10 protein-coding genes are annotated in these 16,428 nt (G+C 62.3%); 4 read left to right on the top strand and 6 right to left on the bottom strand.

All coding sequences use genetic code 11. The features are described from left to right. Positions 1-341: 341 nt before the first annotated feature. From AB4Y98_RS12065 to gap, 3 genes are all read right to left on the bottom strand, one after another. Positions 342-1,718 (bottom strand): DUF3999 domain-containing protein, encoded by a 1,377-nt coding sequence (locus AB4Y98_RS12065; protein WP_442244425.1) that lies wholly within the window; start codon positions 1,716-1,718, stop codon positions 342-344. Further along, complete coding sequence (locus tag AB4Y98_RS12070; RefSeq protein WP_442244426.1) at positions 1,715-4,399, bottom strand: DUF2339 domain-containing protein; 2,685 nt, start codon at positions 4,397-4,399, stop codon at positions 1,715-1,717. Before AB4Y98_RS12070 ends, AB4Y98_RS12065 begins: the two co-directional genes overlap by 4 nt. A gap of 127 nt (positions 4,400-4,526) precedes the next feature. Beyond that, positions 4,527-5,531 carry a type I glyceraldehyde-3-phosphate dehydrogenase gene (gene gap / locus AB4Y98_RS12075; RefSeq protein ID WP_025874252.1) on the bottom strand — a complete coding sequence of 335 codons (1,005 nt, stop codon included), beginning with the start codon at positions 5,529-5,531 and terminating at the stop codon, positions 4,527-4,529. Positions 5,532-5,724: 193 nt separating this feature from the next. On the opposite strand from gap, the gene AB4Y98_RS12080 reads away from it, so the two are divergent. The 4 genes from AB4Y98_RS12080 (at position 5,725) to AB4Y98_RS12095 (ending at position 9,768) form a co-directional block, all read left to right on the top strand. After that, positions 5,725-6,354, top strand: coding sequence for an OmpW/AlkL family protein (locus tag AB4Y98_RS12080; RefSeq protein ID WP_279208871.1), 630 nt, complete (start codon positions 5,725-5,727; stop codon positions 6,352-6,354). A 198-nt stretch (positions 6,355-6,552) separates the two neighbouring features. Next, positions 6,553-7,962: a hypothetical protein gene (locus tag AB4Y98_RS12085; protein ID WP_394197491.1), complete on the top strand. Its 1,410-nt coding sequence runs from the start codon at positions 6,553-6,555 to the stop codon at positions 7,960-7,962. 176 nt (positions 7,963-8,138) lie between these two features. Beyond that, on the top strand, positions 8,139-8,957 hold the full coding sequence (locus AB4Y98_RS12090) for a S1/P1 nuclease (protein WP_394197489.1): 819 nt from the start codon (positions 8,139-8,141) through the stop codon (positions 8,955-8,957). Between the two features lie 10 nt (positions 8,958-8,967). Continuing rightward, positions 8,968-9,768: an MBL fold metallo-hydrolase gene (locus AB4Y98_RS12095; RefSeq protein ID WP_312107362.1), complete on the top strand. Its 801-nt coding sequence runs from the start codon at positions 8,968-8,970 to the stop codon at positions 9,766-9,768. A 61-nt stretch (positions 9,769-9,829) separates the two neighbouring features. On the opposite strand, the gene AB4Y98_RS12100 is transcribed toward AB4Y98_RS12095, so the two are convergent. The 3 genes from AB4Y98_RS12100 to AB4Y98_RS12110 are packed head-to-tail and all read right to left on the bottom strand — an operon-like array spanning position 9,830 to position 16,190. After that, positions 9,830-10,285 (bottom strand): hypothetical protein, encoded by a 456-nt coding sequence (locus tag AB4Y98_RS12100; RefSeq protein ID WP_222388456.1) that lies wholly within the window; start codon positions 10,283-10,285, stop codon positions 9,830-9,832. Further along, on the bottom strand, positions 10,282-14,145 hold the full coding sequence (locus AB4Y98_RS12105; protein WP_442244427.1) for an RHS repeat domain-containing protein: 3,864 nt from the start codon (positions 14,143-14,145) through the stop codon (positions 10,282-10,284). The genes AB4Y98_RS12100 and AB4Y98_RS12105 overlap by 4 nt, the downstream gene beginning before the upstream one ends. Further along, the gene (locus AB4Y98_RS12110; protein ID WP_222388454.1) at positions 14,142-16,190 is read right to left on the bottom strand and encodes a DUF6531 domain-containing protein; all 2,049 of its coding nucleotides are present in this window, start codon (positions 16,188-16,190) and stop codon (positions 14,142-14,144) included. Before AB4Y98_RS12110 ends, AB4Y98_RS12105 begins: the two co-directional genes overlap by 4 nt. Positions 16,191-16,428 lie beyond the last annotated feature (238 nt).

Genomic DNA, 16,428 nt, shown 5'->3' on the forward strand with positions numbered 1-16,428 from the left:
GGCGGAAGCAAAAGCAGTTTCTGGTGTCGGATTAAGAAAGAAAAGAAGGGGTCGGATCCGTTTTTCCTGCGGAAAAAGGCTCCGACCTCGATGGCCGTGTAGCGAAGCGACCCGCTTTGGCTCCTGCTCTTCTTTTTTTCTCTTCCGTGGGTGGACGCACACGGAAATTGTCGGAGGCCGGGCGGGTGGGCTGGGCAGGGGTGTCAGCCGCATGGATGCGGCTGCCAAGCCTACAAGGACGTACTTGCGGCGTCCCCTGCACAGTCCACCCGCCCGGCCAGACCACGGCTTCTGCTCTCAACGACTGCCCACCCACGAGGGGCTGCGCCGTTCGCTGCAAACTACGCCGAAGGCGACGGTTTCTGCTTCAGCAGACTCAACGCCAGTCCACCAACAACCAGCACGCCCAGCCCCAGCAACGCCCACAGCAACCACGCCTTCCAGTCGTGCTGCGGCTTCAGCGCTGCGTCACCGGCGAGCGCCTCCGGACTGCCCTCCAAGCGTGCCAGCGTCGGCTGCCACGACGGATCATTGCGCTGCCGCAGTTCCTCGATCAGCACCGTGATCGGCGCCTCCGCGCGGCGCGCGGTCGTACTGCCCACGGCCAGCGCGTAGGGCGCTGCGCCCTGGCTGAGGAACACCATCACTTCCGGTTGATAGCCCAGGCGCAGGGTCGGGGCGCTGGTGGTCTCCACCGGGCTCGCGACCAGCTTCCAGTAGCGGTCGCGGTACATGCCGCCCAACGGCTGTGCCGCCGATTGCTGGCGCTGGCCCGGGGCACCCTGCTGCAGCTGATAGGCGATCCAGGGCGCGCTGCGGCGCTGCCATTCGGCGCTTTCGTCGTCGCGGCTGAACAGGGTCCACTGCACCAAGCTGTTGTCGGTGCTGGCCACATCGGCCCGGGTCACCGGGAATCGCCCGTCCAGTTCAAAGGTGAATTCACCCTTGCCCTGCGCGGTCGGTGTCAGCGACAGCCACTCCCAAGGCACCGTTGCCGGTGCCGGCGGCAGCTCGGCCAATACACCGCGCAGCTCCGGCAGGCGCGCCTCGCCCTGCGGCAGGATCCGCAGGTAGCGCACATTGCTGTCGACCTGCAGACGTCGCTGCAGCAAGCGCTTGCCCGCACGCTGCAGGTCCACCAGGGGCACATCACGGGCGATCGACTGCCAGCGCTGCAGATCATCGCTGGCATCAAGCTGTACCTGCGCCTGCAGCGGCTGGCCACTTTCCGCCCAGTCCAGCACCAGCGCTGCCAGCGGCTGCTGGCCGAGCACGCTAGCATCGATCAACCAGCCGCCCTGCCCGTTCGCCACCGCGCCACCACCAAGCCTGGCCTCGACCCGGCGCACACGGCCGTCGGTATCGCGCTCGGTCAGCAGCTGCAGGTCGTTGCGCTGGGCCTCGGCCAGCGGTGGCAGCGCGAACCACGGCAGCTCGCGCTGCACCGGCGGCTGCGCCAACGGCTGGTCCGGCGCCAGCAGCGCCGATGGCAATGCCTGGCCGGCAGCGTTGAACACCTGCAGATCGCCCAGATCAGCGGCGCCTGCGCGGCGGTAGATCGCCGGCTCCAGCACCACCCGATAGGCACCGGACTGCGCGCTGGACAGGCTCAGTGGCCACTGTTCGGCGTACTGCGCGCGGTAGTCCGTGGCCTGCGCGGCAACCGCACCGGCCACGCCGAACAAGACCGGCAGCAACGCTCGGCTCCACTTACTCATTGGTTTTCCTCCACGGTTGGCGGCGCGCTCGGCGGCGCGGGCGCCAGGTAGCCCACGACGGTGCACAGCAGGCCGTAGGCAATGAACGATGCGATCCCCAGCAGGTTGCCCAGATGCTGGCGGTCGATCAGCACCAGCTTGGCCAGCACCACGGCCATCAACACGGCACCGACCATCCACAGCACACGCTGGCCGCGACGCGAGCCCCACACCCAGGCGATCACGCCGAGTACGCTCCACAACACGGTCAGGCTGGTCTGGGCCAGGCTGAAGCGGGCCATCGTCGGATCCCAGGCGACCCCACCCCAATGATGCACGCCATGCAGCACCGTGCTGGTCAACGCGATGAAACCGGCCACGGCCAGCACCGGCACACGCAACCGCTGCAGCGGCGCCGGTCCCTGCACGTCATACAGCCAGCGCGCGATCAGCAGCAGGCTGACCCACTGTGCCAGTTCGGCAGGATTGAGCAGCGGCAACCACGGCAACGGCGTGGCGTCGCCCGCGAGGGTCAGGCCGAACAACCAGGCCAGCGCCAGCACCGCGAAAATCACGCACTGCAGCGGCAGGCGCACCGGATCAAACGCAGCACCCAGCGGCCAGCGCAGCACGTTCCAGCGCCACAGCGACAGCGCTGCCAGCAGCAACCACGGCAGGGTGACCAGCAACGCGGTCCAGCCCTGCGCCAGGCGCGCGTCGCCGCCGCCCCACAGGGCCAGCAGCGAAAGCAGCGACGGCCACAGCAGCCACCACAGGAACTGCGCGATACGGGCCACGCCACCATTGCCCTGGCGCAGGCACAGCAGGCTGCGCACGCCGAGCACGGCGAACACTGCCCATGCCAATGCGCCATAGCCGGCAAACGGCTGCTGGTGTGCATCGCTCTGCAGCAGCGCCAACGGGAAGCCCGCTGCCAGCATCACCAGCGCGGTCACGCCCAGCGCACGCGCCGGCATGCGGCGCTGCACCTCCGAGGCCAGCCAGGCGGTGACGGCGGCCAGCACCAACACAGCATCGGCCTGCGCCGAATGCTGGAAGAAGCGGCCGATCTCATGGGCGACACCACCCAACCACCACAGCAGGCCCCACAGGTAGTACGCCAGGGCGATGTCATGGCGCTGCCTTCGCTGATAGCTCCACGCCGCCGCGAAACCCGCCACGGCCAGCAGCAGTGCGCCGATCGCGGTCGGGTTGAGCAGGAAACGCTGGTCCTGGTGCCAATGGTCGGCGCCCACCACGAATGCGAATGCGGCGGCGAGCTGCAGCAGCGCACCGGTCACCTGCGGCAACCAGCGCTTCTGGCGCAACCCCAGCCACGCCAGGCCGGCGCCTTCCAGCGCGAATACCGCACCGGTGGCCCGCGCCGAGAATGCCAACGGCACCGCCAGCGTCGCAAAGCCCACCGCCAGTACCGCATGCGACTGCGCCAGCACCGTGTACGACGCGCGCGCGATCAGGGCCCGTGCCAGCAGCGCATAGATCGCTGCCAGGCCCAGCGCACACAGGGCCAGCGTCATCGGCTGTTCGTGCAGCATGCCGGCCTGCAGCGAGAAGGCAATCAGCGGCGTGCCGAACACCAGGCTGCCGTCGACCAGATCGCGACGCCCGGCCGGCTGCCGGCGCGCATACAACAACGGAATCAGCAGATAGAAGACGAAGAACAGCAGCAGGAACGGTTCGGTACTGGCGAACTTGGCCGCGTCGTACTGCAGCACGCCCCAGAAGGTGCCGATGCCGAAGGTGAACGCGAAACCCATCAGGTTCAGCACACGCCACGGGCGATACCAGGCAATGGCGAAAATGCCCGCGTTGAGCACGGCGTAGTAGCTGAACAGCCCGACGTGGTTGCCACTGCCGGTGGACAGCCACAGCGGCGCCATGAAGCCGGCCAGGATGCCCAGCACTGCCAACGTGCGCGAGTTCTGCACGACCGCCAGCACGCACAGCCCCGCCACCAGCGCGATCGAGCTGGCAAAAGCGAAGCCGGGCGCGAGCAGATCGAAACGCTTGAAGGCAGCGAAGATGGTCAGCAGCAGTACGCCGATGGCGCCCCCCTGCAGGGCCAGCGCGAACATCCGCCGGCGCTCGCGCTGGTGCCAGCCGAAGGCCAGCAGGCCCAGCGCACCGACGGTGATGCCCGCCAGCCGCAGCTCGACCGGCACCACCAGCCAGCCTTGGTCGCTGACGTACTTGAGCAGCGCAGCAACGCCGGCCAACAGCACCAGCATGCCGATCTTCACCGGCACATTGCCCTGGGTGAACCAGTGTTTGACCGCACCGATCGCGCGCTCGACCAGGTTCGGCAGGGCCGGTTCCGCTGGCAAGGGCGGCAATGTGGGCTCAGGTGGCAACGGCGGTGGCGGCGACGGACGCGCGGGTTGGACCGGTGGCGGCAGCTCCTCGCGGGCGGCAACCGGAGGCGGGGCCGTGGCCGCCGTGGGCCGCAGGAACGAGGGCTCGCTGCCGGGTTCGCGCGATGCCGCAGGCGCGCGCGGCGGCGCGGCCACTGCCGTGGGCGCACGGMCAAGCGTCTCTGCCGAAGTGGGCGCGGCCTGCACGCTCTGTGCGGCCTCCAGCGCGGCGACCCGCCGGCGCAGGCCGGCAATCATCACCAGCGCCACCACCAGCAGCAGCGGTATCGCCAGCAGGACCAGTACTGCCAGGACCAAGAGTGCTTCCATTCCTCGCCTTCCAATGCGATCCCGCGCCACGATGGCGGCGGTCGACGGGCCCATGCTACGTCAGGCCGGGCCCCTTAAACGACGAACCCCGGCCAGGCCGGGGTTCGCGCGACGATCTTCGCAGGCCTTACTTGGCTGCGACGACCTTGGCCATTTCCAGGCACTTGTTGGAATAGCCCCACTCGTTGTCGTACCACGACACGAGCTTGACGAAGGTGCCGTCCAGGGCGATGCCGGCGTCGGCGTCGAACACCGAGGTGTGGGTTTCACCGCGGAAATCGGTGGCCACGACCTTGTCTTCGGTGTAACCGAGGATGCCCTTCAGCGCGCCTTCGCTCTGTGCCTTCACTTCGGCGCAGATCTCGGCGTAGGTGGCTTCCTTTTCCAGCTCGACGGTCAGGTCGACCACCGACACGTCCGAGGTCGGCACGCGGAAGCTCATGCCGGTCAGCTTCTTGTTCAGTTCCGGGATGACCACGCCGACGGCCTTGGCGGCACCGGTGGAGGACGGAATGATGTTCTCCAGGATGCCGCGGCCGCCGCGCCAGTCCTTGTTGGACGGGCCATCGACGGTCTTCTGCGTGGCGGTGGCCGCATGCACGGTGGTCATCAGGCCGCGCTTGATGCCCCACTTGTCATTGATGACCTTGGCCAGCGGCGCCAGGCAGTTGGTGGTGCACGAGGCGTTGGAGATGATCGCCTGGCCAGCGTAGGTCTTGTCGTTCACGCCGAACACGAACATCGGCGTGTCGTCCTTCGACGGTGCCGACAGGATGACCTTCTTGGCGCCGGCATCGATGTGCTTCTGCGCGCTGACCTTGTCCAGGAACAGGCCGGTGGCTTCGAGCACGACGTCGACGCCGACTTCGTCCCACTTCAGGTTGGACGGATCGCGTTCCTGGGTCAGGCGGATCTTCTTGCCGTTGACCAGCAGATCCTTGCCATCGACGGCTACGTCGGCCTTGAAACGGCCGTGCACGGAGTCGTACTTGAGCATGTAGGCCAGGTAATCCGGCTCCAGCAGATCGTTGATGGCCACGATTTCGATGTCGTCGCCGAAGTTCAGCACCGCCGAGCGCAGGACGTTACGCCCGATGCGACCGAAACCGTTGATACCAACCTTGATTGCCATGTTCTCAAGCTCCTGCAGCCGCGACAGGTGCGGCGGGGTGGATAGGGCCCACAAGTCTAGCAGGCCGGCCTTGACCACCGCCGGCCAAGCCCGCCGCCGGGACGGGGGCCGGACAGGATTTGATCCGGATCAAAGCGTTAGCGCGGCGTGAGGCCGAGACTGGCCACATCCACCCAGCAACGAGATCACCCCCATGCGCAAGACCTCCCCCCTGATCGTGGCCAGCCTGGCCGCCGCCCTGTCGTTGGCCGCTGCCCCGGCCATGGCCCAGTCCAAGGGCGACTGGACCCTTTCCGCTGGCGTGCACCAGGTCGCGCCGAAGTCGAACAACGGCTGGCTGGCCGGTGGCACCCTGAAGGTCGACGTCGACAACGACGTCAAGCCGACCATCACCGGTGAGTACTTCATCGCCGACAACCTGGGCATCGAAGTGCTGGCGGCGCTGCCGTTCAAGCACGACATCAACATCAACGGCCTCGGCCGCGTGGGCAGCACCAAGCAGCTGCCGCCGGTGGTCACCCTGCAGTACCACTTCAACAGCAAGGGCAAGGTGTCGCCGTTCGTGGGCGCCGGCCTGAACTACACGACGTTCTTCAGCGAAGACACCACCGGTGCGCTGGCCAACAGCAAGCTGAAGCTGCAGGATTCTTGGGGCCTGGCCGCGCATGCGGGCATCGACTTCGCGATTGGCGAGAAGGGCGCACTGCGCGTGGACATGCGCTGGATCGACATCGACAGCAAGGTGAAGCTGGACGGCGAGAAGATCGGCACGGTCAACATCGATCCGCTGGTCTACGGCGCGTCCTACGTCTTCAAGTTCTAAGGGGTTGTTTGGCGGGGGCTTCGCCCCCGCTCCCCCGCTACAGGCAAAACCCTCGCAGCATGTTGCCCCGGTATGTGTGTGCCGGGGCTTTTTTTATCTAAAGTTCCCTGCGATGGTAATGCCCTGTTAGAAACGCATGAATGCGCCAGGCGTCGAGAAGTTGCAGACCCACCCACCGGAAAGAAAAGGATCTCAGTAATGAAGGTGAATTGGATCGCTATCGCATTTCTCCTAGGAACACCAGCGGCACACGCTACCACCGTCGCAGATGGCACGTTCGCCATGATGTCCGGAGGATCCTGTGATGACCTTGCCCCAGACTGCTACCTCGACAATCCTGCGATGGCAGAAAAAGTAGTCGATCAGCTCGCCGAAATGGGTGTCACGCGCTTTCTCGTGCCGTCGGCAACCTTAAGCCAGTTGCGCACCATTGCTACCCCGATCAGTGCACGAGGGCTTGAGTTCTATACGTATGAGCGTTGGACGTTCGAGTCTGCAACCCAGGCCGGAAAATTCAACTGCCAGAAGTTCATCCAAGAGCGGGTTGACCCGGTTTTAGTCAAGCTCAGAGCAGAGTTTGGCAAGAGCTTCGTGGGCCTTCATTTTAAAGACGAGCCGCCAGAAGCAGACATTTCCCCGCTCGCAGACATGAACCGGTGCGTCAAAGCCGACCCTCGTCTCACCGGCATGAAGGTGTTCATCAATCTGTTCCCACTGCACGCCAACGCTGGCAGCTATGCAGGCTCTGAACATGCCGGCGCCATGCAGCCCACGGACTATGGATTAGATTGCACAGCAGGAAACATCCAGCATCCAGACAGGACCGCGCAGATGGTGGCTCACTACTCCACGTTCGCGCGCCGAATATCTGACGAAGTTCGTCCAGACTACCTTTCCTTTGACATCTACCCCTTCACTCCTTCATTCAGGAAGTGTCCGGCAGCGAGGGATCTCCTCTTGTCCGAGAACATGTCGATCATCTCGAATCTCGCCAGGTCCAGGGGGCAAACGCCTATTGCTTACCTTCAGAATGTGCAGTCCGCACATCCGTCACTGGCCCAAGACCCTTTCGAGTACGCCAACTTTCATGACCTGCGCTGGTTCGCCGGCTGGTCTTTCGCATTCGGCGTCACTGGCTTCTCGAACTTCATCACCCACGACGTCAGCAATGTCGCCAGTGTCTCGAATGGGAATGACATGTTTGGGCTGCTCGACAAACACAACAACCCGCGCAACCTTGCTTCGGATCAGCAAAGCACTTTTGGTGTGACCAGACAGGTTCAATCCGCTCTGAAGAACGTCAACTACCTGGGCTTCGTCGACAATAGTCTCGGCGTTCCATCCGCCCAGATCTCAGGCTGGCTGTCGAACTCATCGTTCCTTGTCGGCGAGTATGGCGACGATGATCTTTCCCCCGTCTATCTCGTCGTTGCTGCTCGCGCACCCCGACAGGCGGCATCCGGGGCCATTGGCCTCAACAAATGGTGGCGTGCAGTGGAGAAGCTCGACTTCGAAACCGGCAAATGGCGGCGCGTTGGCAGCGGAACCAATAGAGTCGACGTCGAAATAACCACGATACCTCTCGAGCTCTATCGGCTAAATCCCTGAAACCACAACGATGCTCTTCGCTTGGTCAACTCCACCACGCGGGGCACTCTCCCGGCTGCTTTTGTGATTGCAGTGCCCGGCTCTCATTCAACCAGAAAAGCCGACGAGGTCCCCACTGTCTATCCATGGGTGGTCATGCCAGCCCCGTCTTCTCCGCACCCCGCTAGAATGAGCGGATGAAAGCACTGCACTCCCTGTTCCTCGCCGCCGCCCTCGCGCCGGCCCTGCTGACCCTGTCCGCACCCGCCCATGCCTGGGGCGCGCAAGGCCACCGCCTGGTCGCCGAAGTCGCCGACAGCCGCCTCAACCCGGCCACGCGCGCCGAAGTCGACCGCCTGCTGGCCACCGAACCCGGCGCCACCCTTGCCAGCATCGCGCCCTGGGCCGACCAGCTGCGCGCCAAGGACCCGGGCCTGGGCCGTCGCTCGGCCGGTTGGCACTACGTCAACATCGCCGAAGATGGCTGCCACTACGAGGCGCCGAAGCACTGCAAGAGCGGCAACTGCATCGTCGAAGCGCTGAAGGCGCAAAGCGCGATCCTCGGCGACCGCAGCCTGACCGATGGCGAGCGCCTGCAGGCGCTGAAATTCGTCGTGCATCTGGTCGGTGACATCCACCAGCCGATGCACGCCGGCTACGGCCACGACAAGGGCGGCAACGATTTCCAGCTGCAGTTCGGCAACCGCGGTACCAACCTGCACTCGCTGTGGGACAGCGGCATGCTCAACACCCGCAAGGTCGACGATGCCGGTTACCTGCCGGTGCTGCGCGCACTGCCGGCGCCGAAGCTGGCACGCCAGTCCAACCCGCAGCGCGATCCGGTCAGCTGGGCTGAAGCCAGCTGCCGCATTTCGGTGCAACCTGGCGTTTACCCTGCCTCGCGTAAGATCGGCGACGACTACACCACGCGCTACCGGCCGGTGGCCGAAGCGCAGCTGCGACTGGCCGGTGAAAACCTGGCGCAGTTGCTGAACCGCGTGCTCGCCACACGCTGAGGAGTGCCCGATGTCGGTCCAGGTGCAATCGTTCTTCCACCGTGACAGCAACACCTTCAGCTACCTGGTCAGCGACCCGGCCAGCAGCGAGGCCGCGCTGATCGACCCGGTACTGGATTACGACCCGGATACCGACGCCAGCAGCGAATCGCCGGTGCGCGCGATGCTCGATGCCATCGCGCAACAGCAGCTGCACGTGCGCTGGCTGCTGGAAACCCACGCCCATGCCGACCACGTGTCGGCGGGGCGTCGACTGAAGCAACGGTTCCCGCAGGCGACGCTGGCCATCGGCGAAGGCATCCGTGCGGTGCAGGCCACGTTTGCACCGCGCTATGGCCTGCAGCTGCCCGAGGAACATGCCGTCTTCGATCACCTGTTCGCTGATGGCGAGACGTTCGCACTGGGTGAACTGCAGGGGCGCATCATCGCCGTACCCGGCCACACCAGCGACAGCATCGCCTACCTGATCGACGATGCGCTGTTCACCGGCGATTCGTTGTTCATGCCCGATGGCGGCACCGCACGCTGCGATTTCCCCGGCGGCGATGCCGCGCAGTTGTACCGCTCGATCCAGAAGCTGTTGTCCCTGCCCGATGCGACTCGCGTGTTTGTCTGCCACGACTATGGTCCCGGTGGTCGCGCGTTCGCCAACGAAACCACCATTGGTGAGCAGCGCGCGCACAACATCCACGTGCATGACGGCGTGGCCGAAGCCGAATTCGTCAGCGTGCGCCAGGCCCGTGACGCGACGCTGGCCGAACCGGCGCTGATGCAGCCGGCGGTGAAGGCGAACATCCAGGGCGGGGCGTGAGGAATGCCAACAAGACGCTCAGGAGGCGAGCTCTGCTTGCCTCCTGAGCGATCACACGCGACTACCGACACACAGTTCCTGGTGTTGCTTTGGCGCCAGAGGCATTCACTCCGCTGACGATACGCTCGATGACAATCGCGCGCTTCGCCTTCGCAAGCTTCGCAAGCGACAGGCATATGCCTGCCTTCTGCACCGAATAGACCTCCGCTGCGATCTCGCTCACCTCCTCACTCGCCAGACCGTCGGCCACCCAGAAAAATTCAGCCAACGCATCCAATTGAGCACCGGAGAGCTTGCCCGCGCCCCGATCAACAACGCTGTGGACAGCAGGAATCACCACATCCTCAATGAACTCACCGCTCGATTCATCCGAACGATGGTCCTTCCTGTTGTATTCGGCAATCAATCTAGTCCCGATGACCACCAGGTCGGCACCCGCATCACGTGGCTGCGCTAGAGCAGGACACGCGAGAGTTGCAACAAGCCCAAACAGCAGCAATTTCTCACCCATTATCATGGCTTGTACTCCACTTCCAGTTCGATTTGCCCCCCATTCCTAAGGAGACCATTCATCAATGAGTCATGAACTTGATTATGGTATCCGCATACAACACCTACACAACCTTCGGTTCCCGGAACATTTCCGTCCGGATGAATTCGCAATAACTTCCTCCCGTCCTTGTCATCCAGATCCAAACTCCAACCATTGCCATCTGGACAGGTCATTGCTTTTGTACCGGAACGGTTCCTCAAATTTCGACCACCGTACTTTCCTTCAGGCAGCTTTCCCTTGCCCCAAGGCCCGGAGACGGCAGGTACGCGTATCTCCTGCCTCCACTCCGGCAATCCAGAACCCTTCAGCGATGAATCGAGCGACGGAGGCGCATAGCGGTTGTAACCGACCAAACTCTCTCCGTCGAATACATAGCGATCAGCCAGACCCAATGGATCAACCAGATTGATGGGATCCCCGCGAACATAGGTATAGGGGTTGACACCGCCCCCCAACCCTATGGGATCACTCTGGAGATAGCGTCCTATGCCAGGGTCGTAGTCACGGAAGCCGTTGTACCAGAACCCCGTTTCGGCATCATAGTACTGTCCCGGGAATCCAAGGTTGAGTCCTCCCATCTGATCCAAGGTGACCGTTCTTCCATAGGCATAGTTGAAGGCGCGCCACACAACTTGACCAGACGCACCCGTTGCCAATGCGGGACGGCCAAGATGATCAGCATGGACCTGATAGGCTTGGTCTCCCTGCGTGACACCGACCACCACCTGGCCGAACCAGATATAGTTCTTCCACGCTCCAGTGCCGTCCTTCTCCGCAACAATCTGATTCTGCCCACCGTAAGCATAGGTGGCCATCCCCCCGGAACGCGACTTTCCGATACGCTGCCCTGTTCCGTTTATTGTGTAGCGCGTCTCCACGCCATTGACTTCAACGCGCTGCAGGCGATTGAATCCATCATAGTAGAAGACTCGCTGATCCCCGGCAGCGCTTTCTCCAACCCGGTTCCCCACTGAGTCGTAGATATAGTGGCGATCGACATCCCCTAGACGGCTGGTTACATAGCCCACCAGTTGATTGCTTGTTTCTGCGAACTGGTAAGTTCGCAATGATCCCGCGTCGGAATGACTCAACCAATTTCCGTTTCCATCATAGGTCATGGAATGGGAAACGCCGTTGCGCTGAAGGGTGCCAATTCGTCCGGCTGCATCGTAGGCGATTGACTGGCTCATTGCGCCATCGATGTTGTCAATGATGGAACTTATCCTTCCCGCGCCGTCGTAAGTATAGGAGATGTCATCAAGCACAGTCGTTTGGTTCGCGGAAAGCACCCTACGCCCATCCAACCTTCCTGCCGAATCATAATGTCGTCGATGTGCCACCCCGTTACCCATGATCCATCCAGTCAAACCACCGTTCGCCGCATAAGTCGCATCGGTGATGAACTCCTTGTTCCAGCCAGCACCACGCGCTGAGAGTGATCTGAGCCATGCGCCGTTGTATCCATACGTTACAACCATGCCGTCCGGGTAAACCATCTCAGACAACCTTCCCGCAGCATCGTAGGAGAAAGCCGTTCGCGCAACTGCCAAACCAGGAACCGCAGGCTGCTCTTCGCGATAGGCCATCTGTCCATCCTGAGCGTATCCAATTTTCAATGTAGAGTCGGCAACGGTGGCAGTGCATAGCCTGCCCACGCCATTCGGGCATGCATCGTAGTCCAGTATTCGTTCATCAGAACCAGACGAGATTGAACGAACACGGCCGAGCGCATCATAGATTGCACTGACGATCACTCCATCAGCCCGCGTGGTACTCATGACTCTCGACGGCGGAGTGTATGAAAGGGTGGTTACCCCAGTATCTGGACTCTCCTGCCGCCAGAGACGATCGAATCCATCGCGGACGTAATGCGTGATCAGGCCCTTGGCATCGGTGAGTGCGGTGATGCTGTCCAACGCATTGTACTGGTAGCGAATGATTGCTCCGGCACCGTTCCTCGAGCTCGCGCGCCGCCCGAGTGCATCGTAAGTGTAGACCTCGCTTTCACCCTTCCCGTTGATCCGCTCAACAACGTTACCGTTGCCATCAAATCGTTGACGGTAAATTGTTCCATCACCTTCAACACGCGCAATCATCCGGCCGAGCTCGTCGTAACTGTAGGTGATCCGCGAGAGCACCTCCCCTGGCTGGACACCGGCCACCGTCGACACGGCCGTCTCCGCGATATTCTCACCCCGACTCATCAGCCACAGGCGCATGCCGGCGGTAGTTACATTGGTCAGAGCGACACTGCCGCTCGGCCCAGACGCCAACTGAGTGCCCGCTCCATTGCCAACAGCCCCCCAAAGCTGCGCATCGCCTTCGGAGACGAGCCACTGGACCGTCGTGGAGCAGGTCGACTGTCCCCATGGAATCGTGCACGGACTCGGGCTCGCAGAGATGCTGCCTACCGGTGCCGGCTGGACGCGATACGTGCCAGACGAACCGATCAGGCTGTTCGCTCCTCCAACAGGCGAGATACCGTGGACATACAGCGGTTGCCCAACCTGCTCACGACGCTGGGCATAGTTCAGCGGAATGGTGAAGCGGTAATTTGTGCCGGACGCCTTGCATGCCGTGGCTACGGCGGGTTCACTGACCTGATCGGCGCGGGCACTGGCGAGAAATACTCCTCCCTGCCCTGCCGCACCACGGACATACAGATGAACGTCGATGGGATCATTGCGGCTTGTGCTGCAAGCCCAGCCACGCAATGACGTTCCATCACTTGAGAGTCCATCAATGTTGCCGGTGACGACCGAAGGAGGCGCTGTCACTGTGACAGCCACGTTGGTGGTGTAGACACCGAACCACTCCACCCCGTCTTGCACCATCTGCCACTGGAAGTTGTACACGCCTGGCGTGGTTGGGGCACGCAGCTGGGCATTGATTACCGCCGTGGCGCCTGGACCAATGTCACCAGGTAACGCAAGGCGATGACTGCCCCATACGGTGCTATTGTTCAGCGCGCCCAGCGCGTAGCCCGCGGCCGGACTCCACGTAGTGTTTCCGGCATTGTTCATGCGCAGGGAGACGTTGTATGTCTTCCCTGCTTCCATCTGCGAAGGCACGTTCTGATCAATAAAATGCGCCTTGTTGATCGGACCATTCACCCACAGTGTCGCCAGACCTGACGAAGCACCGAAGCGCCCGACGCCGTTCCGCATCATCTGCAACTGGAATCCATATTCGCCAGGTGGGGGAGTGGTCACATTGATATTGAAAGTGACCGTCTGCCCTGGAGCGACCGGCTGCGGCACAGGAACATTGGAGAATGACCACGTGCTGGCGTAGCTGTCATGCGCTCCTCCCAGCTGATATTCATTGCCTGCCGGCCAAGTGGTATTTCCGCTGTTGCGCACCGTCGCGGTGAACGTATAGGGCGTGCGATGCTGCAGGGGACCAGGGATTGTCGAACCGACGAACTCGGCGCCGTCGAAAGGTGCCGGAGGTGCATTGACCGTAATTGGACCGACCGCCGATACCAACGACCGTCGAGTCTGATCGCCATCGGGAAGATTGCGCACCGCATCGGCACGCAGTTCGTAGTAATAGGTCCCCGGACTGAGACCTGCCTCGCGATATACACCACCCGCCTGGATGGTCACCACAATGCCATTGCGCAACAGCCTCAGCCCATCGATGTACTCCGCCTTGGGACCTGTGGTGGTGACTCCCCAATTCACCTTCAACTCGAAAACTGCGGGGGCCTGGTAGCTGTTGGTTGGAGGGCCGTCCAGCCTGATCCATCCCTCGGCGGAGGCACTTCCAACCGCTGCAATCAACAGCAGGGCTCCGAGAACAATGCGGAAAAGCGCGGTCATGGCTGAGTCCCTCGGCCCGGATCGGCGAACACCCGCTGTATGGTTTCGCTGACAGGAAGTGACAGTGCGTTATACGTGTACCGGGTCTCCGCAAAACTCCCGCCTGGCTCCGGCATTGACGTAGAGAGCAGGCGCCCGGCCACGTCGTAGAGATTGGAAATGCGGACACCATCCGGGCCAGTTACTGAGGCAAGCTTGCCAAAGGCATCGTACTCGTACCGGGTAGTCCGCGTTCCAGCGGCCAGTTCAAGCCGCACCTCGGCAGGTCGTCCTCGTGAGTCATAGGTGAAATTCGTACGCACGCCATTCTCGTCAATCGAATAGCCGGGATATCCGTAGCCCGTGTAGTCGCCCATGACGACGGCGTGCCCAAGGCTGTTCTCGATCCGCACCAGATCGCCCATGCTCGAATAGGTCGATATCACCGCATCACCTGCCCCTGGGCCCGGCCCATCCTCGACCATCCTGCTTACCAGGCCATTGGGATGCAGCTGATAGCTGAAGGTAGTTGTCTGAACCTCCCCCTGTGCATTGCCGGGTACCAGGTTCTTCTCAGACCTGGAGGTCAATCGATTATTGCCGTCATAGGCGTAACTGGTCTCCAGCACGCCCTGCAGAGTCTCGGAGGAGATCCGATTGCTCTGCTCGTCCCACTCGTAGATCGCTACACGCGCCACGGGAGTTCCACTCGCCTCCTCGCGACGAAGAAGGTGCCCATGGGCGTCATATTGGTAGCGGGTCAGGTTCCCTTCGAAATCGGACGTGAGCGATTTATTCCCATTGTCGTCGTAATGTGTCTCGCCAACCCCTGCGGCACAATTGGCCGACGGAAGTCCTTCGATGGCGACCAGTCTCCTGTCCTTGAAACGATAGCGGGCGACCTTTCCCAGCGGGTTGGTCTCCACGGTAACGCTCTCTCCATTGGCTCCCGGTTCATACGCGAAACCAAACCGCTCGACGCCCCCCGTATGCGCCGTCGAAGTCGCTCGGTTCTTCTCGTCGTACGTGAACATTGAGTAGCGGCGACCATTGATCGACTTCCCCGTGAGCAGCGGTAGTCCGTAGGTCTGCCCCAACTCCTTGTACAGGTAGTGATACTTGACCGTGGTGGCAGGAGTGCCGTTGTAGGTAACCGACTCCAGGAACCCGTACACGTCCTGGGTGTAGCCGTAATCAATGGTGTTTCCCTGCGGGTCCCGCACCTTGATCACACGCGGATCAACGCCAGTCTGCGCATTTTTCTGGATCCACGTGAACTCCATATAGCGGCCATTGCTATGGGTGACACGCTGCAGCTGGGCACCTTCAGGACCACCGTAACTCAAGGTCCAGCGCACTCCATTGGCGTTTCGGATCTCCACCATTCTGGTGCCTTCGTAGGTCTCCGTAGTCAGGTCGGGGCTCAGGTAGATCCACTTTCCGCCCGCAACTGACTTCAATTGCCCACTCTGCTGAGCACCATCCTCCCGGTAAATGCCGTCTCCCCCTCGCTTGAATACCAGATAGCGACCGTCGGGGCGGCGCATGCGCGCCTCGTTCGAGTCTGTGTAGACGACCAACTGCCGATCAAGGTTGCTGTACCACGTGTCGAAGATGTTGAAGCGATCCATCACAGCCGAGTTGAAGGTGCGCTCGAGCGTCAATGGCATCTCACCACCGCCGGTGAAATCCAGTTCGGTTTCCACCTTCGTACCGGTGCGAAGAACCACCGGGTTGCCACTCTTGGGGCACTCGTCGGCGGCATCCTTCCCCGACTGGTCCGGCTCTCCCTTACTGGGTTCGACGAAGTCATCCCATTGATTTGGCCTAGGGAAAAGATTTGAAGGAACGCCCCAGAGCGCCATGAACCCATCCAGTCGCCCAGGCACTACACCGTCGGGGACAGCATCCACACGGGGAAGGTTGGTGATGCCCTGTCCTGCGCCCGAGCCGGCACCACCCGCTCCCGGCTGATTCTGGATGATGCGCCCGTCAGCCTCAGCAGATGCCAAGCAGACAATGACGCTCAACAGTGCAGCGGAAAAAGGATAGAGTTCGCGACACATCCGCCACGTAGCGGCTCCCTGGGTGCGTCGAGTGGGCAGGAGGCAGGACATCAAGCGGAATGCCGAATCCATACGTATTCCCTCGCATGGATTCGCGCACGCGCCATCCATGACGTCGTCAACACGTTGATACTGCGATTGATCCGCCAAGCACTGGCGGCTCCCCTGGGTAGGGCGTTGCGCCCCCAAGCCCCAGCCGCCTAGATACGCCCGAAACCGGCCATTGTCAACAACCGTT

The sequence above is a fragment of the Stenotrophomonas sp. 2YAF26 genome (genome assembly GCF_052114625.1).
In the GTDB taxonomy this organism is placed as follows: Bacteria; Pseudomonadota; Gammaproteobacteria; order Xanthomonadales; family Xanthomonadaceae; genus Stenotrophomonas; species Stenotrophomonas indicatrix.

Excerpts from the sequence above, each read along its gene's own strand:
- AB4Y98_RS12065 (WP_442244425.1), bottom strand. The coding sequence starts at position 1,718 with ATGAGTAAGTGGAGCCGAGCGTTGCTGCCGGTCTTGTTCGGCGTGGCC.
- gap (WP_025874252.1), bottom strand. The coding sequence starts at position 5,531 with ATGGCAATCAAGGTTGGTATCAACGGTTTCGGTCGCATCGGGCGTAAC.
- AB4Y98_RS12080 (WP_279208871.1), top strand. The coding sequence starts at position 5,725 with ATGCGCAAGACCTCCCCCCTGATCGTGGCCAGCCTGGCCGCCGCCCTG.
- AB4Y98_RS12085 (WP_394197491.1), top strand. The coding sequence starts at position 6,553 with ATGAAGGTGAATTGGATCGCTATCGCATTTCTCCTAGGAACACCAGCG.
- AB4Y98_RS12090 (WP_394197489.1), top strand. The coding sequence starts at position 8,139 with ATGAAAGCACTGCACTCCCTGTTCCTCGCCGCCGCCCTCGCGCCGGCC.
- AB4Y98_RS12095 (WP_312107362.1), top strand. The coding sequence starts at position 8,968 with ATGTCGGTCCAGGTGCAATCGTTCTTCCACCGTGACAGCAACACCTTC.
- AB4Y98_RS12100 (WP_222388456.1), bottom strand. The coding sequence starts at position 10,285 with ATGATAATGGGTGAGAAATTGCTGCTGTTTGGGCTTGTTGCAACTCTC.
- AB4Y98_RS12105 (WP_442244427.1), bottom strand. The coding sequence starts at position 14,145 with ATGACCGCGCTTTTCCGCATTGTTCTCGGAGCCCTGCTGTTGATTGCA.
- AB4Y98_RS12110 (WP_222388454.1), bottom strand. The coding sequence starts at position 16,190 with ATGTGTCGCGAACTCTATCCTTTTTCCGCTGCACTGTTGAGCGTCATT.